Origin of the sequence: Arenibacter flavimaris, assembly GCF_030291335.1 — a bacterium.
Taxonomy (GTDB): Bacteria; Bacteroidota; Bacteroidia; order Flavobacteriales; family Flavobacteriaceae; genus Arenibacter.
The window spans coordinates 42,451-64,865 of sequence record NZ_JASWIM010000034.1; the positions used below are offsets into that span (position 1 = coordinate 42,451).

Below are 22,415 nucleotides of genomic sequence, written 5' to 3' on the forward strand. Positions count from 1 at the left end.
CGAAAGACAATAAAATTTAAATCAAATATCAACCCAGTTTCACACCTAAGCGGGGAGGATTAAAAACGAGATTCATGTTAAAAAACCATATTAAAGTTGCATTTCGAAGTTTAGCAAAAAGAAAGGCCTTTGCACTGATCAATATTGTGGGACTTTCCTTAGGGCTATGGTGTACTTTATTGATCGCCCTATGGATTTCCGACGAGTTGGATAAAGACGCATTTCACATAAAGGGTAACCAAATTAGTCAGGTAATGACCAATGTTGGCTCCGATGATGAATCTGTCAGCACATGGGACGGTACCGGATATCCGGTCGCAGAGGCTTTGATGTCCCAACTACCCGAGATAGAGACTGCTGTACGTAGAACAGGGCCAAGAGGGGGACTCTTAAAAATTGGGGAGAAGTCAATTGAAGCACAACTAATTGGAACCGATATCGGATTTTTCGAACTATTTAGTTTTCCCTTGAAAGTAGGGGAACCCAAAACCTGCTTAAAAGACCTAAAAAGTATCGTACTATCTGAAGAAATGGTTACTATGTATTTTCCAGATGGGGAAGCTATGGGAAAAACAGTAGATCTAATGCTTTCCGAAATTTCCGAGCCCTATCTGGTTACAGGGATATTCAAGAAAATTCCGCGGCAATCCACTTTAAAATTTGATGCAGTTGTGCCGGTGGACAATTTCTTGCCGATGAACAATAAAAGTTGGGGCAATACATGGGTGAAGACTTATGTACTGCATGGAGAAGGGGCGGACCTTGATCTCCTGGGGAAAAAGTTGCAACATCTTCCCGAAAAAATGGGAGACGATAAATGGCGAACACTCTCATTACAACCCCTTAATGACCGATACCTTTATTCGAAATTTGAAAATGGTCAACCCATTGGTGGTCCAATTGATGATATAATCCTCTTTGCCATCATTGCCATTTTCACTTTACTCATTGCCTGTTTTAATTTTATAAACCTCACTACGGCCTTGGCCGTTAAGCGTTCTAAGGAGGTAGGGGTCAAAAAAGTCCTTGGCGCAGGGAGGGGCTCATTACTAGTACAATTTTTCACGGAATCGGCAGTTCAAGTGGGCATCTCCGTTGTGTTCGCAGTTTTGTTGGCGGCAGTTTCCATGCCTATGTTCAATGCAATTACTGAAAAGGAATTGATAATCGACTTTTCGGACGGTCGAATCTATGGCATTTTAGTGCTTATTTCATTGGCCACAATATTGTTTTCAGGGCTCTATCCTGCTTTTTCACTATCTTCTGTCAACGGGATAAATGCCCTGAACGAAAAACTAAAGGGTAATAAAGGCGAAAATTTTTTAAGGAAAGGCCTGGTCGTATTTCAGTTCTTTCTCTGCATGCTTATGATTACGGGAACCATGGTGGTCTACCTGCAGCTTCAATTTATAAAGGATAGAAATCTAGGCTTGGATAAGGAGAACATTGTTTATATGCCGATGAACCATGAAACGTATTTAAAATCAAAGACATTTAAGGCCGAGTTGGCAAATTTTTCGGGAATTAAAGAACTGAGTTCTGCTAGTAGTAATTTTATTGATTCTTGGGGTACCACCTCCGATCCGGTTTGGGAAGGACAGAGTCCTGATGATGGGCAACAATGGTTTACCATCCTTACAACCGATTTTGGCCTTATGGAAATGCTGAACATTCCTATTAAGGAGGGCCGGAGTTTTTCTCCTGAATATGCCACTGATACTTTGAATTATTTGGTCAATGAGGAAGCGATAAAAGCCATGGGGATGAAAGATGCAATTGGGAAATCATTAAGTTTTTGGGGTGATGAAAGCGGGAAAATTGTTGGGGTGGTCAAGAACTTTCACTTTACCTCCCTGCATAACCCTATACAACCAATGATTATTCGTTGTAGGCCCGCAGAACCTGACCTTGTGTATATAAAAACCATGCCCGGGAGAACCAAGGAGGCCATCGCCCATATGGAAAAAGTACACGCCCAATTTAGTAGCTTACCATTTGCCTATCATTTCTTGGATGAAACTATTGGGAATGGATACAAGCAAGAGCAAAAAACACAGCAATTAGTAGGTGCCTTTACAGCCTTGGCCATCTTTATTTCCTGTATAGGTCTATTTGGACTGGTAGCTTTCATGGCCAATCAGCGGGTCAAGGAAATTGCCGTAAGAAAAGTATTGGGAGCAAGTGTTTTTGGGCTGTTTAACCTGCTTTCAAAAGATTTTGTAAAGCTTGTAGGTATAGCCCTTTTAATTGCTGTTCCCGTTGCCTGGTATTATATGAATGAATGGATACAAGGCTTTGCCTATCATATGGCCATTAATTGGTGGCTGTTTGCTTTGGGGGGAATAATGCTATTGGGAGTAGCGCTAATAACAGTAAGTTATGAGACTATCAGGGCCGTTAGAACAGATCCTGCCAAAAGTTTAAGAACGGAGTGATTAAGTAAACAGTAAGCAGTTGCCAGTGAGCAGTGAACAATGGGCAATTAACAATGAATTGGGAGCGGTTTATTGTTAGGAGTTAAATCGCATATCATCAATTAAAACAAAACACGGGAATCATGTTAAAAAATCATTTGAAAATTGCCTTACGATTTTTTTTAAGGAACAAATTGTTTACTGGTATCAATGTCTTAGGCCTTTCCATAGGAATAACGGCATTTATCTTGTTGATACAATATATTGCCTTCGAAAAAAGCTACGATAACTTTATTCCCGATGTGGATAACCTCTACAGGGTTACCCTGACCACCAATTTGGGTGATAATGGTTTTGTTACTTCCGCAACAAATCATCCTATGACAGGCCCGGCAATGTTATCGGATTTTCCGGAGGTTGAAAGTTACACCAGGATTGCTGACAAGCCAATGGCATTTTCTGGCACTATGAATATTTCTTATACCAATACCTTGGGTGACGAAATAAAATCTGATGCCAATGATGATCATATCTATTTTGCGGATAATGCCATTATAGATCTTTTCGATTTACAATTTGTTCAAGGCGATGCGGCAACGGCACTAAAGGAACCTATCTCCGTAATTCTAAGTGAGAAAATAGCACATCGCTTTTTCGGGAACGAGGACCCTATAGAAAAGTTGATAGAGGTAAATGATAATTTCAAATTAAAGGTAACAGGTGTTTTTAAAGAACGTCCGGACAATACACACTTACCTATGGGAATGATTGTTTCCTATAACATCTTTGGCCCAAATGGCGATCATGCCAACAGTTGGGTATGGCCAGAATTTTACAATTATATTAAACTTAAACCTGGGACCAGTCAGAATACCGTAGAAGCTAAGTTTCCTGCATTTGTAAAAAAATATTTGGGGGATATCATGATCGAGCATGGGTTTGAAGCAAGAATGGCACTGCAACCCGTTAAGGATATTCATTTAAAATCGCATTTATTAAAAGAGATTTCACCCAATAACAGTGAAGGTACTTTGTACTTTTTATTGGTTGTGGCCGGTTTTATCATTGCCATCGCCATGATTAATTTTATTAACCTTTCTACCGCCAAATCTATGGAGCGCGCCAAAGAAGTAGGAATTAAAAAAGTAGTTGGTGCACCCAGGTCGGTACTCGTACATCAATTTTTATTCGAGTCGCTCCTCATTAATTTCTTTGCCGTTATTATTGCCTTTGTACTGATCAATTTGTTAATTCCTTCCTTTAACTCCTTAGTAGGTATAGAGGTTTTAAACTTTGGAATGTGGGGTAAATGGCAAGTGTGGTTGGCCTTGCTGGGCATATTTCTAATAGGGGGAGTTTTAGCAGGCCTTTACCCCGCTTTCGTATTGTCGGGTTTTGTACCTATTGAAGTTCTTCGGGGAAAGTTTCATAAAACCACCAAAGGGAATACGCTACAAAAGACTTTGGTAGTTTCCCAATTTGCCATTTCAATTGCTTTAATTGCGGGAACCTACATTGTTTATAACCAATTCTCATACATGCAGAACCAGGACCTTGGCTTCAATGCTGAACAAAATCTTGTCTTTGCAGCACCTACGTATGCCGATACCACCACGCAACGGAAAGTAGAATCTTTTAAACGGGAACTGATCCAAAACCCGAGGATAAACAGTGTTGCCTTGTCCGATGAAATACCCGGTAAACCAATTGTTCAGGGGAATACCATACGGCAGGTTCATAAACCAAGAGAGTTGGGGGTCAGTGCCAATTTCGCAATCATAGATCAAGATTTTATAAAAACCTATGACATTGATCTCTTGGCAGGAAGGGATTTTGTTAAGGAAGATGCCAGCTCATTGTATACAAGGGAGGGTCCGGTTCCATCCGGACATCGGGTCCTAATCAATCGTTCTGCAGCAAAAATATTGGGTTTTTCAGACCCTGGAGCGGCTATTAACAAAAAGATGATATTCAAGTTTGGTCCTATCGATCGAACAACCGAAATTATCGGGGTGGTAGAGGACCATCATCAACAATCCCTACAAAAAGGGTACGACCCTATAGTCTTCATGCATATCGAGGGCTATACTGCCTCGTTTATGACCGTAAATATTGTAGCGGGTAATATTTCTGAAACAACGGCCCAAATAGAGGCCAAGTTCAAAGAGTTTTTCCCGAACGATTTGTACAACTCCTTTTTTATGGATGATTACTTTAATCGGCAGTATCAGGCCGAATCTAAATTTGGAATTATTTGTTTGGTGTTTTCCCTATTGGCCATATTTATAGCGGCCTTGGGACTGTTTGGCCTGGGATCGCACATGGCCATGCAAAAGACCCAGGAGATAAGTGTACGAAAAGTTATGGGTGCCACTGTGGCACAAGCCTTGGCCATAATTCCAATAAAACTACTGAGCCTGGTCCTACTATCAGGGGCAATAGCCTTACCCATCATCTATTTTGTCACTAAAAAATGGTTGGAAAAATATGCCTTTAAAATCGATTTGAGTATTTGGATGTTCGCAATACCCCTATTGGTAGTTCTTGTGGTCGCGGCATTGTCCATCCTCTCACAATCATTTAAAACGGCCATGGTTAACCCAGCGGAATCATTGAGAAACGAATAAAGTGAATACTATTTCCCACAAAGGGTGGCGCATACATAGGAAAACAACGTGAAAAGATAAATTAAAAGACCGAACCGATTCCCCCTCTCTTGGAGGGGGTTAGGGGGAGGTCAAAATCAACAATCATGTATAAAAATTATCTAAAAATCGCTTGGCGAAGTATTAAAAGAGATAAGCTCTTTACCTTTATAAAGGTTGGGGGCTTTGCCATGGGCATTGCAGCTTGTCTGTTGATTGCATTATTCATTAATGACGAACTCAGCTATGACCAACAATACAAAAATAAGGATCGTATTTATAGGGTTGTTTTACAAGGTGTAATGGATGGTGAGCTAAGAAAAAGTGTTCATTTTCAATTGCCTTTTGCAGATGCCCTACAATCCGATTTTCCAGAGATAGAAAAGGCAGGGAAAATAAATATGAGCGAGCTCTTTGGGGCTGGGAAACGTGGCTTGCGATTGGCGGGTGATTCCCAGAACAATTTTGAGGACGGATTTGTATTTGCCAATCAGAACATCCTTGAAATTCTTGAGATTTCCTTGGAACAAGGCAATGCTAAGGAAGCCTTATTACAACCCGGGAATATGGTAATTTCAAAATCCAAGGCAGATAAATATTTCCCTAATGGGGCGGCTTTGGGTAAGACCATTGTTTTGGACAATAACACTTCAAAGCCCTATACTATTACCGGGGTAATGCCAGATTTCCCCAAGAATTCCCACTTACAGTTTAATTTTCTGTTACCTATAGAGGATACCAACATGAGTTGGACCAACCAGAACTACTTCACCTATATTCTAGTGGATGAAAACACCGATATCCCGGCCTTGGAGAAAAAAATGTTTTCTATTATGGAAAACTATGTGATTCCTGCCCAAATGGCTCGTGGTCGTGCCCCTGATTTTATCGAAATTTTAAAGACTATAGAATACAAATTACAGCCTATAGGGGATATTCATTTACGATCGGACCTGGCCATGGGCGATGGTTTAAAACACGGTGATATTCGTTTTGTATGGCTCTTTGGTGCCATTGCAGGTTTTATTTTAATGCTGGCTTGTATCAATTTTATTAATCTTTCCACAGCCAAATCGGCCAATAGGGCCAAGGAAGTTGGTCTGCGTAAAACCGTGGGCGCGTATAGGAGTAATTTGGTTGGACAGTTTTTGACCGAATCGGTGTTGTTCAGTATAATCTCATTTCTGTTGGGAATTATGTTGGCCTGGGCCTTGCTGCCTTTCTTTAACAGTATAGCGGCAAAATCGATTTTATTTCCCTGGCAGGTGTGGTGGTTTGTTCCGCTAATGGTTTGTTCCGCTTTATTCGTTGGAATCTTGGCCGGAATGTACCCCGCATTTTATCTCTCTTCCTTTAGACCGGTAAATGTGCTGAAAGGGAGCATTAGTGTTGGTAGTAAAAGCGGCAAGCTGAGGAGCGGTTTGGTCGTGTTTCAGTTTGCCATATCGGTAATCCTGATTATAGGGACACTGATTATTTACAAGCAGATGGATTATATACAGCACAAAGAATTGGGTTATAACAAGGAGCAGGTTGTTATTTTGGATGGGGCCAATATCCTAGGAAACAAATCGGAGAGTTTTAAGGAACAACTCTTACAGCTTCCCCAGGTACAAACAGTAACAAAAAGTGATTATTTGCCGATAGATGGCGCCAAAAGAAACGGAAATACCTTTAAAAAGACAGGGGAGGGTATTGAGGACCGTGGGGTTCCTGCACAGATTTGGAGAGTGGATTATGACTATATAACAACTTTGGGAATCCAAGTGAAGGAGGGCCGGGATTTTTCACGGGAATTTGCTTCGGACTCCGTGAATTCGATGATTATCAATGATCAAATGGCCCATGAACTGGGTTATGATAATCCCATAGGAAAGCAGATAAATAACGGAATGGATTGGACGATTGTGGGGGTCGTGGAGGACTTTCATTTTAAATCCTTGAAAGAAGATATAGCCCCGCTTAGCCTGGTGATTGCCAATAATGATAGTGGTGCTATTTCAGTAAAGCTCAAGCCGGACAATATTGGGGAGTCCTTGGCCTCTATTGAAGCAATTTGGAATAAAAATGTTCCCAATCAAGTTTTTTCTTATTCCTTTTTAGATCAACAATTCACCCAAATGCACGAAGATGTGGAACGCATGGGGAAAATATTCAACAGCTTTGCCTTGTTCGCAATTCTAGTGGCCTGTTTGGGCTTGTTTGCCCTTTCTGCCTTTATGGTGGAACAACGTAAAAAGGAAATTAGTATTCGGTTGGTTTTGGGGGCTCCTTTTGAAAGTATCTATAAACTGTTGACCTTGGATTTTCTAAAATTGATTCTTTTGGCCATTCTTATTGCGATACCCCTAGGATGGTATATGATGAACCGATGGTTGGAGGATTTTGCCTATAAGATTGATATTGGATGGGACATATTCTTTGTTGCTGGTGGAATAGCTTTGATCATTGCTGTGGCAACCATTAGTTATCAGTCCATTGGGGCTGCATTGATCAAACCCTTAAAAAGCTTAAGGACAGAGTAAATTATATAAAAGAATTACTATGTACACACTATTCCTAAAAATCGCGACAAGGTATTTGCTTAAGAACAAGTTGTATTCCTTTATCAACATCTTTGGCTTGGCCATTGGATTGGCATCCTTTGTTTTAATTATGATATACGTGAACCATGAGCGGAGTTATGACACTTTTGAGGGCTCTGAAAATGTATATCGGGTGTATATGGATTATTTGGAAGGGGAAGAGTGGGTTCCTGGTGATGCCAATGCCTACATTGTAAGTGGCCCTACCTTACAGGAGAAATTCCCGGAAATTAAGGATTTTGTGCGGCTTCGTCGCATGAAAGGAGTGGTTTTGATGCGCGACAAGGATATTTTTGACAACAACACTGGGTCTTTGGCAGATAGCAGTTATTTCGACATTTTTGATCGCACTTTGGAAAAGGGTGATATTAAAACGGCATTGAAAGAACCGTATTCAATGGTGCTGTCCACTTCTCTGGCACATAAGATTTTTGGTTCGGAAGACCCTTTGGGAAAAACCCTGAAAATAGGAGGTGACGAAAATTCTTTATTTACAGTATCTGGGGTTTTGAAAAACAGTTTACAAAACACCCACATTGATAACGATTTTCTGGTCACGTTCAACACCTTCTATACTTGGAAGGAATTTGAACGCGATTGGAAGTATACCTGGAATCAAAACGAATATTTTACGTATATAAAAGTGGACAAAAATGCTGATATACCAAGGCTCAATCAAAAGGTCATGGCTTTTGAACCTAAAGGTTTATTGAACGAAAGGCATCATTTGGAGCCATTGGAAGATATTCATTTGCATTCCAATAAGCCTTATGAGGCGGACACTAATGGTAGTGCCAATAGTATTAGGCTTTTGGCCATAATCGCATTTATAACCATTCTATTATCTTGGATTAACTATGTGAACCTTTCCACCAGCAAATCTATGGAACGGGCCAAAGAAATAGGTATACGGAAAGTAGTAGGTGCCAAACGGCCACAATTGATAATGCAGTCCCTTTTTGAATCAAGCATACTTAATTTCATTGCCATCTTGTTGGCGATGGCTGCAGCCTATCTAATGTTACCTGCTTTTAATAAGTTCGTTGGGTCTAATTTCGAGCTGGACAATACCCAATTAAAAGTCCTATTGCCTTATTTCGGTTTTATTTTCCTAGGAGCCGTTTTGTCTGCCTTCTATCCTGCGTTTGTGTTGAGCAAGTACAAATCAGTGACCGTGTTAAAAGGAAAATTACAGACTTCCAACAAAGGCCTCAACCTACGAAAAGGCCTGATTATTGGTCAGTTTTTTGCCACAATAACGCTGTTGACAGGTGCTTTCGTGGCTAATAAGCAAATTCGTTTTCTTCAAAATAGGCCGATTGGCACAGAACTTCACAATTTGGTAGCATTAAACGGTCAAGTATTGAACAGGGAACATGATTCCCTTTTAAAACGGGATTTTAGTAGCTTGATGGACGAACTTAAAAAAAGTCCGTTCGTTAAGAATGTGGCATTGGCTCAGACGTATCCAGGTGATGATTTTTCAAATTTGAATTCGAGTTTAGGCCTTGTTTTTCCTGATGGAAGAACGGATGATAAGCGGGTGTGGTATAACTACACGGTGCAGCCAAGCTACTTTGATGTAATGGGTATGGAATTTGTGGCAGGAAAAGCCTTTCCCCAAACAGCTATGGAATGGAGCCATAATATTGTCATCAATGAAAAATTGGCCCGGTTCATGGGCGTTTCCGATATGCAAAACCTTATAGGTAAAACGATAAAATTTTGGGATCAAGATTGGACCATATCGGGAGTGGTTAAGGATTACCATCATTTTGGACTGAAATCTCCCATTGCGCCAATGATAATTACGCATAACAAGAGCATTGGAAATATTTTGGTAAAGTTTGATGAAAGGGTTGCTACATTGGCAAATACGAACGTTGCCCTGGAGGATTTAAATAAAATTTGGTATCAAGTTTTTCCAGAGAGCACGTACAATTACATTTTTTTGGATCAGAATTTTCAAAGGCAATATATAGAGGAAAGAAAGTTTGCCAGGGCCTTTCAGATTTTCACAATTTTGGCGATTCTCATTGCATCTATGGGCCTCTTCGGGCTTACCACCTATACTGTTTTACAACGTAAAAAGGAAATTGGGATTAGGAAAGTCAATGGAGCCAAGATTGGGCAAATCCTATCGCTTCTCAATAAAGATTTCGTAAAATGGATAGGGCTTTCTTTTGTAATGGCCGTACCAATTTCATGGTATGCGATGAATATATGGCTAGACGGTTTTGCCTATAAAACCACAATGAGTTGGTGGATTTTTGCCTTGGCAGGGATTGTGGCTTTATTAATTGTCTTGCTAACCGTGAGTTGGCAGAGTTTTAGGGCAGCAGTGGCAAATCCTGTGGAATCTTTGAGGGATGAATGAACAATAACAAATATTTATGGTCGTGAAAAGACGTTTTTAAATATGTAAATGAAAAACTAGTAACTTTTAAATATAATTAGGGACTTAAAACTTAAATTATGCTACTACAATTAAACAACATTTTTAAATGGGTAAACTCAGGAGGGCAACGTGTCTTCCTCCTAAAGGATATCAACCTTACTGTGGAAGAAGGAGAGTTTATTTCCATTATGGGACCCTCCGGTTCCGGCAAATCCACATTGCTCAATGTTGTTGGCATGTTGGATAGTTTTGATGAAGGGGAATACAGTTTTTTGGACGAGCCCGTTCACACCCTAAAAGAAAAACACCGCGCCAATTTGTACAAACAATATATAGGCTTTGTCTTTCAGTCCTATCATTTATTGGACGACCTTACCGTTCAGGAAAATCTGGAAATGCCCTTGCTCTATAAAAAACTGGGGAGTTCCGAACGAAAATCCTTGGTGGCGGATACCCTGGACCGATTTAATATAGTAGGAAAGAAGGACCTGTTTCCGGCACAGTTAAGTGGTGGCCAACAACAGTTGGTAGGGGTTGCGAGGGCGTTGATTTCTTCTCCAAAACTTATTCTGGCCGATGAACCAACCGGAAATTTAAACTCTAAACAGGGGGAGGAGATTATGGAGCTTTTTAAGCAATTGAATGAAGAAGGGGTTACCATAATTCAAGTAACGCACTCTGAAAAAAATGCTACCTATGGTTCACGTATTATCAATCTTTTGGATGGGAGGAAAATATAGGTTTTAGAAGTTTATATTTTAATGGGGGTCTACATTATGGAAATAATTGTACTTTTTCCAGACGGTATTAATTGTTTGGTATCATAACTACCAACTAATGTTTTGTGTACTTTTAGGTATTCCATTGGTGAGTTGAATATGAAAAATTATTGGCAGTATCTTATAGGTTTTTTGATGGTGCTACTGATCTATGGGATTCATATGCTCCCCGTATCGGATAGTATGTTGAATGAAAACAACACCAAACTATCCCATGTTTTTCTGGCTTCCCAAATTAGATATCATCAGGAATTTGCACCCTTCGCGAGGCGGCCATTAACATCCTTGTTGATCAAAGGTTCTTCCGGTATTTTTGGGGTGACCTTGGGGGAGTCTTTTGTTCTAGTGAACTTGTTATTGTTATGGATTAGTGGCATATTGATCTTTACCCTATCATTAAGACTTAAAGCATCAAAGGGTCAGGCAATGTTTAATCTTGTGGCATATTATCTAAGCTTTTCAATACTATTCGCTTTTTTTCCTCCAGTGTTCAGTTATGATGAGCCACTTCAATATTGCTTAATTTTGCTCAGTATCCTTGCTTTGATCAAGGAAAATTGGAAATATTATGTTCCATTATTTTTAATGGCAACCATAGCTAGGGAAAGTACTGTTTTTCTTTGGCCAGGTTTGGTCGTTATCTTTGCCGGTCTAAGTCTGAAGTCCAAGAATTTATGGTCTGCCACTGTCAAAAAAAAATTGTTCCTTCTTTTTCTACCGCTTCCTTTATACGGTATTTATTTGGGGATATTTATATGGGCAACCGGCATTTGGAAGGAAACTTCGGAGGTGGTTGCCAATAGGCTTGGTTGTTACTTTCAGAACTTTGGAACTTTTGCCAGTTCAGTTGAAACCTTAGTGTCTTTTTTCTTGGTTTTGGGTCCAGGTCTTTATTTTCTTTATATGTCCATAAAGCCCAAGACTTATACCATTTTGGAAAAAAAATACATCTTGGCCTTTCTACTTGCCTTAGTGATAAATACTCCTATTGTAATGACTGCTACTTTGGCTAGGGAAGCTAGATTATTTGCATTGCCTCTTTTTTTTATATGGCCTTTGGCCGGACAATTGTTCGGAAAGGAATTAAGGCTTTTATTGATGCCCAGCTTGTATCTGGATGGCCTTAAGAACTGGCGATGTAGTTTGGCGGTGTTGGCTTTGTGGCTAATCAGTTATTTGATTGCGTTTAGATTGTACGTTCCCAGTTTTCCTTCCCAGGACAACTTTTTTAATGAATATCTCTTTGTGCTTCTGTTGATCATGTCCCTGCACTTTGTGCTTAAGAACTTTTTGAAAAAAAATAACAAGGCTTTACTTTAGTAATTCTATGTACTGCAGCATTTATAACTAAATTGGGAAAGCCACTTTTCGTTTATTTGGCCATGGGCAGGTCTACTATTACAATAAATTTATGGTGCTTTAAAATTTGAAGGATATACTTATATTATGTATGTTTGGAACAGAACCAATAAGGTGTAATTTGCACTGATATTGTTGAATGAAACCCCATACTAGAAACTGTTTAAGTTTTATTTATGGATGCTTTTTCGAATTATTTTTTGAATAGCCGGGCTATGGAAAAAAATTCAACGGAACATGGGTGAATGTCTTGTCCGGGGATAAGCCGTAGATAAGCCATAGATAAGCCGTATATAAGCCGTATATAAGCCGTATATGAAAATAGGGGAAAACAGGCTAAATCCACCCCTTTTTGGTGCGCTAAAATAGCTCCGTTTCAAGACACTTTTTACCTTTCATGGACGGCAAAAGACACTCCGGGATCCCTTGCGGAAAACAAAGCCAAAATGCAGTGTCTTTATGAAGCTATTTTTTTTCATAAGAATATTTGCGTAAGCACAACAATTGATCCTGATCCAATGAAACAGTATTTTTTATTCATTATGGAAGGCCATTATTTTAATACAATAGAAATATACCACTTAGGTCAAGATCAAGGTGCTTTTAGTTTATTAGGATCTTTGGCCCAGCTATATTCGCTCAATTATTTGATAAGAAAATCGAAAATTATCTTCCGGAATATTTAGGCGCCCGCGAGTGTGCTTAAAACAATCCTATAAACCTTACGCCCATTTTTTTGGTAACAATGGTTGTTTATCTTGTAGTTACCATGACTCGTAGGTAATGGTTTTAGTGCCCTAGGATTGCCGTTTTACATTTTTTTATTTATTAATTATTTAAAATTATTATCATGGCTAGAGGGAAGAAATTAAAAGCCCCAAAAGTGGATTTAAAGACAAAGAAACAGGAGAAAATCAAGCAAAAATTGGAAGCTAAGCAGACAAGAAAGCGCAAATGATGCGGCTTGGTTAAGTTGTAATATTTCTGTTAATTCAGTATTACTTGGTTCATAAAGAAGATGAACAAACCCCCTTTGAGAACTATTTCATAGGGGGTTATTATTTAATATGATAAGATAACGATTATCTATTCAGCGTATTGGACATGTCCTTATGTATAAACTATTCCCGCACCTTCTTTTGTATAACAGTAGCCACCAATGTGGGGTCGGGAGGTATGGTGGAATGGTCAAATTCCCTTCTGTGCATAATTCCCATAGTATCATAGGTAGCCAATACTAGATCTAAATAACCTTTTTCCACGATGCTTTTGTCCCTGTCCATTTCCGGATCGAACTCATATGCCGGCAGTGCCTTGTAGGCATATATTATACCATTTATAAAATTGTATTCCTCAACTCGATCCGTGACATCAATTCTGCTGTACCCCAATTCAAATTCATCGAACAATGCCAATTCTTCCGGGGTTACGAAATACAAAGTGCAGTTTAACCGTATATCCTTATTCTCAATAATATTTAAAAAAATGGACTTTTCGTAAGCTATGGTGCTGCTATTTTCAAAAGAATTGGATTCATAGTTTATATATTCTGCAGGAAAATTCGGGTCGTTATTGGGGGCTACAAAATTCCAGGCCCGCTGCAGACCTTTTAGATGAACCAAATAGATGGAATCTTGGTATTTTTTGCCTAGTACTTCTTCAACACTCTTTAGGGAGGAAAACATTCCATAGCCTATCATTCCCACTTTCCCCTCTGGAATTTTTATAGTGGATTTTTTATTCATATTGTTTTAATATAATGAATTGTGCACAAGTGTATTGTGTAGAAATTATGAGGGACTCCAACGTCATTCGAAATCCTGTTCCGATTTGATAAACTAGGTGGCCATTGGGCTCAAATTTATCGAATTTTGGCAATGTTATAATGGTTGTTCTTAAAATATTTCTTCCAAAGCGTTGGTTCTATACTCAAATATCTCCTGTAGCTTTCCTTTTATAATTAGTTCATTGGCGATACTTCCCAAAAAACCTAGAGGTGGTTGGTAGCTCACAATATCGGTCATTAAGGCCCCATTGGTAATGGGTTTGACAATATGTTGATGGTGCCAAATCCTATAGGGCCCTACCCGCTGCTCGTCTACGAAATAGCTGTTTTTCTTTAAATGGGTAATTTCAGTTACCCAGGTGGTTTTAATGCCAAGCAAAGGTGAAACTTTATAGCTAATGATCATCCCTTCGTACATTTGGGAGGGAATATCTTCTGAAGTAATATCAAACCCCATATAATCCGGTGTAATTAGCTTTAAATTGCTAGGGTTTGAAATAAATTTCCATATTTCATCGACTGAGGTTTTTATTTCCTGTGTTCTCTTAAATTGATAAAACCCCATAGATTGAAATGTTAGGTTAAAAATTGATTTTTAGAGTGGTGTTTATTTTAATATACGAAATACTATGTATAACGGTATTTGTCCAAGGTATAATTATTAATTATATATGAGGATGAATTTTTATTAGTGAAACTCAATTTTGAGAAGTCGGTAAGACGCACTTAAAATTGCAAGTTGAACTAATCCCGCCTTTTTTGGCGGGATCCAGGTTCAATATCTCGACCCTAGGGTCGATTCCTATTAGTGAAACTCAATTTTGAGAAGTCAGGAGGACGCACTTAAAATTGCAAGTTGAACTAATCCCGCCTTTTTTGGCGGGATCCAGGTTCAATACCTCGACCCTAGGGTCGATTCCTATTAGTGAAACTCAATTTTGAGAAGTCAGGAGGACGCACTTAAAATTGCCAGTTGAACTAATCCCGCCTTTTTTGGCGGGATCCAGGTTCAATACCTCGACCCTAGGGTCGATTCCTATTAGTGAAACTCAATTTTAAGAAGTCAGGAGGACACATTTAAAATTGCAAGTGGAACTAATCCCGCCTTTTTCGGCGGGATCCAGGTTTAATACCTTTTATTTTACTTGATCCGACCAAACAGCAAGTTCATTGCCGGAAGGATCTTTAAACTGGAATCTGCGTCCACCGGGAAAGGAAAATATATCTTTGGAAATTTCGCCCCCACTTTTCTCTATTACATTTTTTATTGCGTTTAGATCGCGGTGATATAAAATTACCAACACCCCATTTGTTATCGGTTCCTCGGTCTTTTCAAAGCCTCCTTCCAATCCACTATTGGAAAAAGCAATATAGGTGGGGCCATAGTCGGTAAAGCTCCAATTAAAGGAGGATTTATAGAACTTCTTAATTTCTTCCAAGTCTTTAGCCTTAAATTCTACATAGTTGATGTGGCTGTCTTTAGCTGTCATTTAGCAAGTTTTTTTATGCAGATTGAATGCGGGTTTAATTTGGTTCGTTATAATTTGATGCAATGGGGTAGGGATATAAACCCATTGATTCTCGGTTTCAACTTATTTGGTCCTTAGTTTTTGATGTATTATTTTTCCTTCCCTAACTATTATTTCAATGATTTCCTCAATATCTTTTTTAGAGGTCCTAAAGTTGACGATACATCCCCTTAGGCAGTATTTATGATGCACTATGGCATTTGATAGGAAAACCTTGCCGGCCTGTTGTAGCTCATCCAAGAGAGCTTCATTCAAGGTGTTTAAATAGGTTTCGTTCTTATCGGTTTTGTCACCATAACCCTCTGGAACATACCTCAAGGTAGTTATGCTCAAGCTTTGGGTGATAGCTTCCAATTCGGAATGATTTTCAGCTAATAGGAACAGTAGTTTGGATAATTCCATATCTTCCCTGATGATTTTCAAATAACCATTTCTACCTATCTGCCTTAAGGCCATCCATACTTTAAGAGCTCTAAATCCACGTGAATTCTGTAGGCCATATTCGTAAAAATTCAAAGCTGGCCCATGATCATTTTTACTAAAATTATAATATTCGGGGTAGGAACTATAGGTGTCTGTAAGGTGTTTGGGGTTCTTTACCAACGTACATCCTGCTTCCAACGGGCTATAGAGCCATTTGTGCGGATCTAGTGCAATGGAATCTGCCTCTTTAATTCCCATGAACATTTGCTTTAATTCTGGATCAATAGCAGCAGGTATACCATAGGCCCCATCTATATGGAACCATAGATCATAGGTCTTGCATATGGATGCAATGCCATTTAAATTGTCTACAGTTCCCGTACTCACATCGCCGGCCGTTCCAACCACCATAAATGGTTGATGACCTTCATCCAGATCATTTTTTATGGCTTGTTCCAAGAGCATATTATCCATTTTGTTTGTAGAGTCCGTTGGGATCCACCTGGTGGATTTAGACCCGTGACCAAAAAGAATGGCGGCCTTTTCTACCCAGGTATGGGTAGTTTTTGAACAATAGATCAGCAGCTTTTTTGAAGTGGAGCTAAGTCCGTCTTCCTTAATGGTTTTTGGGGCCTTAGCGGTACGCGCTGCTAAAAAAGCAGTGAAATTGGCCATATTGCCACCACTTACCAATATTCCACCATAGTCTGGGGAGACCCCAATAAATTCTGCCAGCCATTGTACGGTTTGCTTTTCTATTTCTGTCGCCATGGGGCTCAGTATATGTGCGCCCACATTAGAGTTTACCGAAGCAGCCAATAAATCGGCAAGCATGCCAATAGGGGCAGGGGATGAGGTAATGTAGCCCATGAATTTTGGATGACCGTTGAGTAGGGAATGGTCCATCAACAGTGCTGCTGCATTCGAAACAATATCTTCCGTTGGACTTCCATTCTCGGGGAGGGATGATCTTCCTAATATTTTTTGCAATTCTTGTGACCCTTCCCCCGGGGTAACCGGTTTTTCATCTATTGTGTCCAAGAATTCGGCTATCTTATCTATTAACTGATAACCGATTGTTTTAAACTGTTCTTTGTTTATTTCCAATGATGTATTTCGTTTATCGGTCATTTCCTTCAATAATTTTATTGTTAGTCGACTCTATCTTTATAGTTGATGTAGTATTATTTTGTACGCTATTCTTTGAAAATGTTCTGTAGTGGCCCTTTTGGGTCATTGGAAATATGTGATTATTTCTTCTGCAATGAGTTTATGCCCTTCTGCATTTGGATGATTTACCTGGGACATAAACTTTGGAATGCTATCTCCGGCCAAAACCTTTTCTTTGAATAAAGTGTAACTGTCCACGAGTCCAACCCGGTTCTCTTTGGCCAAGAGTTGAATCTGATTTTTGTACTGTTCCAATACATTGTCCACTTCCAAAATATTTACCCTTTGGTCGGGGGAAGGGGTTAAAAGAATTATTTTGATTTTCAGATTCATGGCCTTTTTAATCATTTTGTTCCAAGCTTCATAGGATTTCTCAAGGCCTACTCCAATATCGTTTAAGGCATAATCTATGAAGAGAACATCTGGCTTATGGATTAATACCTCCGATTCAAACCGTTCCGAACCGCTAACTGAATTCTCGCCACCTATGGAAGTATTGATAATGTTGATGACCGCAAAGGGATATTGTTCTTTGAGTAATTTCAATACTTGGTAAGGGTAGGAGTCCAAGGTATTGACAATAGGAGTCTTAAAATACCCTGCTGGAACGGAATGCCCGTGAAACACCAAATTTATGGTGCGGTTATGGGGCCATTTTATGCCAAGATCTTCTTTGATTTCCTTTAGATAATCCAAAGGATAGGCCAGCCTATTTTGGGTTCTTCCTTCCCAGGAAAATAAAACCAAAAAGAAAAGGATTACATTTATTTTTCTCATTATTCCCAACCTATTTAAATTATTTTAAATATACTCCAAAGTCTCCTAGGACCATTGGCAAGTAAAGAAAATAGATTCTATTTTACCTCCAAAAGGGCAAAAAATATATCGGAAAAATACTGTCATTCCTTTGTTTGTTTTATAAGTGGACACTGTTAATTTGTTTTTGGACAGTAGCGTATAGACTTTAACCTTGGATTGTCGTAGACCTAAGGGTTGTTTAATGTTGGTTAAAAGTAATGGGGAGGGAGGTATCCCGATTTTTCTTTCTTTATATTTGCTGGCTATTTTATAAAAGTAAATTGATGATCTCGAATAATGAATATTTTGATGGAACCGTAAAATCCCTTGGTTACACTTCGGCTACCGGGAAGTCTACCATTGGGGTGATGGAGCCGGGTGAGTATGAATTTGGTACCTCGGCCAAGGAAACTATGATTGTGATAGAGGGTGAATTAATAGCTTTGTTGCCAGGTGAATCGGAATGGAAATCCTTTAAGGCGGGTACTTCGTTCAAAGTGGGGGCCAATACTTCATTTAAAGTGAAGTCGGTTGGGCAAACCTCTTATTTGTGCCGGTACGAATAGTTCACCATTTGGAGTCAGGAATTTTAGACAATTGATTTTTTGGCAAAGGGCCAACGGATTTTTGTTCTTGATTGTGGATTGAGTTGGGTGTTTTTATATAATTTGGTTGAATTCCAGTTTTTCCCCATCCAGTCCACGTATAGCAAAATACTTGCAACCGTTTTCCCAGAAATTAAGAAATACCGGTTTCTCCTCTATTATGGTAAATCCTGCTTCCGATAGTTCCTTAAAAGCCTTTTCAACATCGGCCACATCAAAGGCAATATGATCTACATGCCCATCTTTTCTCGATTTTAGTTCCAACATTTCTTTTTTGGTAACCTGGTATAGTTCAATAATTACGCCCTTCTGTTCCATCATGGCCACCAGAATGCTGTCATTTTCTGTAGGAATATCTACATGAGAGGACATAATTCTTTTAAAACCGAGGGATTTGTAAAATTCCAAGGAAGCCTGCAGGTTTGAAACCGGCAGCCCAAGGTGCTGCAGGCCTTTGAAATTGCCTTGGAGAAAGGTTTTGCTTGGCTTCATAGGTATTGGTTTTGGATTGATATTGTAAGATAGTCAAATTTATTATTAGGCTTTTCCTTTATCATATTTGGGATTGGATGGCCGATACTTTTTAATGGTGACGATAAAACCATTTTTCAATACTTCTACTGCATATTATAAGATGGTACGCTTTTACGGGCATGTGGTCTTTGGTGGTATATTTTTCACATAATCATGTGATTGACGGCATCGTACTTTCTGCCTTCCTTTGTCAAGTATGTTTTAATCTCCGGCCTGTGTTTTTATGGGTATGTGATTGAAACTAAATGTTCTTATATCCATAAAGTAAAATTTAAATTAAAAGTTTATGAAAAAAACATTTTTGGCACTGGCCATCACCGGTCTTTTGATAAGTGCATGTGGCTCACCAAAGCAAAAGGAAGTTGCGAAAGCAGATCTACCCAACTCTGGCGACCAGATAGAACGGGGGGAATTTTTGGTAACGACCTTGGGGTGTAACGATTGCCATTCCCCAAAAGTTATGACCGAAAGAGGCCCCATCCCCGATCCCAACAGATTTTTGTCGGGTCATGATTCCGGCGAAGTTTTACCTGGCTATGATCCCCAATCGGTTGGGGGCTATGTACTGTTCAATATGAATGGAACAGCTACTATTGGACCTTGGGGCACCTCCTTTGCAGCCAATTTAACCCCGGATGCTACAGGTATTGGATTTTGGTCCGAAGCACAATTTATAAAGGCCATAAAATCTGGAAAATATAAGGGTCTCGATAATAGTAGGCCACTATTGCCCCCAATGCCATGGGAAGGATATTCCAAACTGCCAGACGAGGACCTAAAAGCAATTTTCGCCTATTTAAAGAGCATAAAGCCCGTCAAGAATATAGTTCCACAAGCTATCTTGCCAGGGACATAGGCCATTCTTGGAAAATAAGTTCGAAAACTAAATTTTGTAGGGCAAAGATGCCATTCTCTAAGCGTTAATGAATAAGGGGCAAAATTAAAAAGAGAATGGCATTGTTGTTATTCATCACTCAAGCTTACTAAAAAGTATAAAGCTCAAATGATATATGAAAATTCCTTTTAATAATCGGATTTAATGATTTCTTTAATTCCTTCCAAATAGGGAGTGGTCCTAAAATCAAAATGCCTGTCAAATTTATCCGAATTAAAAACATAATCCCGGTCGTACTGATACATCATTTCAGGTAATTCCCGCATGAGCGATACAAAGAGGCCCATTATTTTTAACATTAGCCTGCTGGCAACCTGAAACCTGGGCTTTATCCCCATTTCACTGGCAATGATTGTTATCCACTCCCTTCCTGTATACGGATTTTTCGCGGTAGGTAAATGCCAGACCTGATTGTAGGCCTTTGCCGAATTACCAAGTAAGGCGGTGGCTCTACCAGCGTCCGGTGTATAGGTAAAGGAGTGTTTGAAATTTACTGAAGATAGCCAATTCGCTTTTTTCCCATTACTTAGAGGTTTAAAAACCATCTCTGTCAACATGCTCGAATATTTAATACTGGGGCCATAAAAATCGGCAGATCGGGCAATCAAGGCTTCAAGGCGACCTTCCTTGACCTTGTCCATGATCATTGCCGCTACCTCTGTACGAATTTTACCTTTCTTGCTTGGAGGATTAATGGGTGTTTCCTCATTCATTCCATCCAAAAAATTGGCATCGTACATGTATATATTGTCGAAAAATACCAGTTTACAATTGTATTCAATGCAGGCATCTATTACATTTTTGATAAATTTCGGCCAATGCTGCTGCCAAAATTTAAGGTTATATGGAAATCCAACAGTGACATAAACAATGGAGGAGCCCTGTATTGCTTCAAAAACTTTGGATCTATCCAATAAGTCTGCAGATACTAGTTGATCGGATTTATTCACCTTTTTGGGATTTCTGCTTACCAACCTTATTTTACTGGTATATTCGGTTAAGGCCTTGGCCAGTTCAATACCAATTGCCCCTCCAGCCCCCAATATTGTTTGCATAGCTATTTCTTTAAATTGATTAATGTGATATTTTGGATCTTTCGTTTGATATTGGTTGACTTTGTTGTGTATTAGTTACAGGAATTTCTTGCTAATATTTTTTGACCGTCTGAATAACTTGTTTAAAATTAATAATTTTCCTTATTCCAATAAAGCTGTATTGGGTTTTAACTATCTTATATTTAGTGACCTATATCCGTCTTTTAGGTTAGGGACTTTTTCCAGTATTAAATTGTATTTTAGAAGTGCCCCAATATTGCAAGGAGGCTGTATATTAAATTTGAAACATAAAATGAATTTTCTAAAGAAATCGGTAATAAACCTATTCTTGATTGCCGTTGTGGTATCTGGTTATGGGCAATCTGTAATTACACCAAAGAACCCTATTTTAAGTGGTAAGGATTTTCAATTTCTTGAAAGCCTTACGGCAACCATTATTGATAGTTCCCGTATTTATCCAGGACAGAAGGTTGCGGATCAAATGGGTAATAACAATACTGGGTCAATCTTGGTTAAACCTGGGGGAAGGGGTAGTTATCCTGCTTTTTGGATACGTGATTATGCCATGTCGTTGGAATCCGGGTATATAACAGGGGACGAGCAAAGGAATATGTTAATACTAACGGCGGCAACTCAGGCCGATAGAACATGGATTACCAAAAATGGTTCCTTAATCCCCTTAGGGGCAATTGCGGATCACATACGTATGGATGACAGTCTGCCTATTTACTTTCCGGGGACCTATAGCTTCGAGGAACAGGGAACTCCTCAATTTGGTAGGACTCCGCCCTATGGTGATCAGTTCCTGTTTGTTCATATGGTCCATTATTATGTGAAGACTACAAAAGACCTATCTATTTTAAATCAGGAAATAAACGGTACTAGGCTCATAGACCGACTAGAAATTGCATTTAATGTGCCTCCATCAGGATTGGATAATCATATTGTGACTACCACGGAACATTTTAGGGGTATCGATTTTGGTTTTAGGGATGTCATGACCATTACAGGAGATCTTTGCTATCCATCCATATTAAAATTTAGGGCGGCTATGGAGCTTGCCGAATTGTTTGAAAAATTGGAAAATAAGACCAAAGCGGATAAATACAGTTTAATCGCTTCTAAGATCAAGGGAGCATTGCCGTTAGTTTTTATGGATGAAAGGGGCATGCTTAAAGCATCCACTGGAAAAGGTAATCAAGCAGATGTTTGGTCTACTGCCTTGGCTATTTATTACGATATCTTAAGTAAGGAAAATACCGAAAGAACTAGCAGCTTTTTGTCCAAAGCCTACGAGAATGGTCATTTGTCCTATAAAACGTGAGTTCGACTTAAGAAATGGGTGTTTTATATTGCAGGAAAAGCAGAAAATTGGTATATTTAAGTTATTGACATTCAAATATTTAACCAATTATCTGCTTATGATTTCTACCGATAAAA

Annotated in this window: 16 protein-coding genes; 9 read left to right on the forward strand and 7 right to left on the reverse strand. The window is 39.1% G+C overall.

Annotated features, from left to right (window positions below):
* Positions 1 to 74 precede the first annotated feature (74 nt).
* From QSE00_RS20390 to QSE00_RS20415, 6 genes are all read left to right on the forward strand, one after another.
* Positions 75 to 2,435 (forward strand): ABC transporter permease, encoded by a 2,361-nt coding sequence (locus QSE00_RS20390; protein ID WP_286107288.1) that lies wholly within the window; start codon positions 75 to 77, stop codon positions 2,433 to 2,435.
* A 122-nt stretch (positions 2,436 to 2,557) separates the two neighbouring features.
* On the forward strand, positions 2,558 to 5,041 hold the full coding sequence (locus QSE00_RS20395) for an ABC transporter permease (protein ID WP_286107289.1): 2,484 nt from the start codon (positions 2,558 to 2,560) through the stop codon (positions 5,039 to 5,041).
* A 125-nt stretch (positions 5,042 to 5,166) separates the two neighbouring features.
* On the forward strand, positions 5,167 to 7,584 hold the full coding sequence (locus QSE00_RS20400; protein WP_286107290.1) for an ABC transporter permease: 2,418 nt from the start codon (positions 5,167 to 5,169) through the stop codon (positions 7,582 to 7,584).
* 19 nt (positions 7,585 to 7,603) lie between these two features.
* Positions 7,604 to 10,021: an ABC transporter permease gene (locus tag QSE00_RS20405; protein ID WP_286107291.1), complete on the forward strand. Its 2,418-nt coding sequence runs from the start codon at positions 7,604 to 7,606 to the stop codon at positions 10,019 to 10,021.
* 98 nt (positions 10,022 to 10,119) lie between these two features.
* A complete protein-coding gene (locus tag QSE00_RS20410; protein WP_286107292.1) occupies positions 10,120 to 10,782 on the forward strand; it encodes an ABC transporter ATP-binding protein in 663 nt (220 codons plus the stop codon).
* A gap of 138 nt (positions 10,783 to 10,920) precedes the next feature.
* Positions 10,921 to 12,141, forward strand: coding sequence for a hypothetical protein (locus tag QSE00_RS20415; RefSeq protein ID WP_286107293.1), 1,221 nt, complete (start codon positions 10,921 to 10,923; stop codon positions 12,139 to 12,141).
* A 1,160-nt stretch (positions 12,142 to 13,301) separates the two neighbouring features.
* On the opposite strand, the gene QSE00_RS20420 is transcribed toward QSE00_RS20415, so the two are convergent.
* The 5 genes from QSE00_RS20420 to QSE00_RS20440 all read right to left on the reverse strand — a co-directional run bounded on the left by QSE00_RS20420 (position 13,302) and on the right by QSE00_RS20440 (position 17,865).
* Positions 13,302 to 13,925 carry a hypothetical protein gene (locus QSE00_RS20420; RefSeq protein WP_286107294.1) on the reverse strand — a complete coding sequence of 208 codons (624 nt, stop codon included), beginning with the start codon at positions 13,923 to 13,925 and terminating at the stop codon, positions 13,302 to 13,304.
* A gap of 150 nt (positions 13,926 to 14,075) precedes the next feature.
* Positions 14,076 to 14,531: an SRPBCC family protein gene (locus QSE00_RS20425; protein WP_286107295.1), complete on the reverse strand. Its 456-nt coding sequence runs from the start codon at positions 14,529 to 14,531 to the stop codon at positions 14,076 to 14,078.
* A gap of 571 nt (positions 14,532 to 15,102) precedes the next feature.
* Entirely contained in the window at positions 15,103 to 15,456 is a 354-nt protein-coding gene (locus QSE00_RS20430) for a VOC family protein (RefSeq protein ID WP_110354709.1), read from the reverse strand.
* A 102-nt stretch (positions 15,457 to 15,558) separates the two neighbouring features.
* Complete coding sequence (locus tag QSE00_RS20435) at positions 15,559 to 17,049, reverse strand: pyridoxal phosphate-dependent decarboxylase family protein (protein ID WP_286107296.1); 1,491 nt, start codon at positions 17,047 to 17,049, stop codon at positions 15,559 to 15,561.
* Positions 17,050 to 17,151: 102 nt separating this feature from the next.
* Positions 17,152 to 17,865, reverse strand: coding sequence for an SGNH/GDSL hydrolase family protein (locus QSE00_RS20440; RefSeq protein WP_286107297.1), 714 nt, complete (start codon positions 17,863 to 17,865; stop codon positions 17,152 to 17,154).
* Positions 17,866 to 18,170: 305 nt separating this feature from the next.
* On the opposite strand from QSE00_RS20440, the gene ppnP reads away from it, so the two are divergent.
* Complete coding sequence (gene ppnP, locus QSE00_RS20445) at positions 18,171 to 18,452, forward strand: pyrimidine/purine nucleoside phosphorylase (protein WP_110354817.1); 282 nt, start codon at positions 18,171 to 18,173, stop codon at positions 18,450 to 18,452.
* 93 nt (positions 18,453 to 18,545) lie between these two features.
* On the opposite strand, the gene QSE00_RS20450 is transcribed toward ppnP, so the two are convergent.
* Positions 18,546 to 18,983: a VOC family protein gene (locus tag QSE00_RS20450; RefSeq protein ID WP_286107298.1), complete on the reverse strand. Its 438-nt coding sequence runs from the start codon at positions 18,981 to 18,983 to the stop codon at positions 18,546 to 18,548.
* Positions 18,984 to 19,311: 328 nt separating this feature from the next.
* Here QSE00_RS20450 and QSE00_RS20455 point away from each other — a divergent pair, with 328 nt between their 5' ends.
* Positions 19,312 to 19,881 carry a c-type cytochrome gene (locus tag QSE00_RS20455; RefSeq protein ID WP_110354713.1) on the forward strand — a complete coding sequence of 190 codons (570 nt, stop codon included), beginning with the start codon at positions 19,312 to 19,314 and terminating at the stop codon, positions 19,879 to 19,881.
* Positions 19,882 to 20,048: 167 nt separating this feature from the next.
* Here the strand turns inward: QSE00_RS20455 and QSE00_RS20460 are convergent, their stop codons facing one another.
* Complete coding sequence (locus QSE00_RS20460; protein ID WP_286107299.1) at positions 20,049 to 20,975, reverse strand: NAD(P)H-binding protein; 927 nt, start codon at positions 20,973 to 20,975, stop codon at positions 20,049 to 20,051.
* Between the two features lie 292 nt (positions 20,976 to 21,267).
* On the opposite strand from QSE00_RS20460, the gene QSE00_RS20465 reads away from it, so the two are divergent.
* Positions 21,268 to 22,299 (forward strand): glucosidase family protein, encoded by a 1,032-nt coding sequence (locus tag QSE00_RS20465; RefSeq protein ID WP_286107300.1) that lies wholly within the window; start codon positions 21,268 to 21,270, stop codon positions 22,297 to 22,299.
* The last annotated feature ends 116 nt before the right edge of the window (positions 22,300 to 22,415 follow it).

Coding starts and splice junctions, on each gene's coding strand:
- QSE00_RS20390 (WP_286107288.1), top strand. CDS start 75: ATGTTAAAAAACCATATTAAAGTTGCATTTCGAAGTTTAGCAAAAAGA.
- QSE00_RS20395 (WP_286107289.1), top strand. CDS start 2,558: ATGTTAAAAAATCATTTGAAAATTGCCTTACGATTTTTTTTAAGGAAC.
- QSE00_RS20400 (WP_286107290.1), top strand. CDS start 5,167: ATGTATAAAAATTATCTAAAAATCGCTTGGCGAAGTATTAAAAGAGAT.
- QSE00_RS20405 (WP_286107291.1), top strand. CDS start 7,604: ATGTACACACTATTCCTAAAAATCGCGACAAGGTATTTGCTTAAGAAC.
- QSE00_RS20410 (WP_286107292.1), top strand. CDS start 10,120: ATGCTACTACAATTAAACAACATTTTTAAATGGGTAAACTCAGGAGGG.
- QSE00_RS20415 (WP_286107293.1), top strand. CDS start 10,921: ATGAAAAATTATTGGCAGTATCTTATAGGTTTTTTGATGGTGCTACTG.
- QSE00_RS20420 (WP_286107294.1), bottom strand. CDS start 13,925: ATGAATAAAAAATCCACTATAAAAATTCCAGAGGGGAAAGTGGGAATG.
- QSE00_RS20425 (WP_286107295.1), bottom strand. CDS start 14,531: ATGGGGTTTTATCAATTTAAGAGAACACAGGAAATAAAAACCTCAGTC.
- QSE00_RS20430 (WP_110354709.1), bottom strand. CDS start 15,456: ATGACAGCTAAAGACAGCCACATCAACTATGTAGAATTTAAGGCTAAA.
- QSE00_RS20435 (WP_286107296.1), bottom strand. CDS start 17,049: ATGACCGATAAACGAAATACATCATTGGAAATAAACAAAGAACAGTTT.
- QSE00_RS20440 (WP_286107297.1), bottom strand. CDS start 17,865: ATGAGAAAAATAAATGTAATCCTTTTCTTTTTGGTTTTATTTTCCTGG.
- ppnP (WP_110354817.1), top strand. CDS start 18,171: ATGATCTCGAATAATGAATATTTTGATGGAACCGTAAAATCCCTTGGT.
- QSE00_RS20450 (WP_286107298.1), bottom strand. CDS start 18,983: ATGAAGCCAAGCAAAACCTTTCTCCAAGGCAATTTCAAAGGCCTGCAG.
- QSE00_RS20455 (WP_110354713.1), top strand. CDS start 19,312: ATGAAAAAAACATTTTTGGCACTGGCCATCACCGGTCTTTTGATAAGT.
- QSE00_RS20460 (WP_286107299.1), bottom strand. CDS start 20,975: ATGCAAACAATATTGGGGGCTGGAGGGGCAATTGGTATTGAACTGGCC.
- QSE00_RS20465 (WP_286107300.1), top strand. CDS start 21,268: ATGAATTTTCTAAAGAAATCGGTAATAAACCTATTCTTGATTGCCGTT.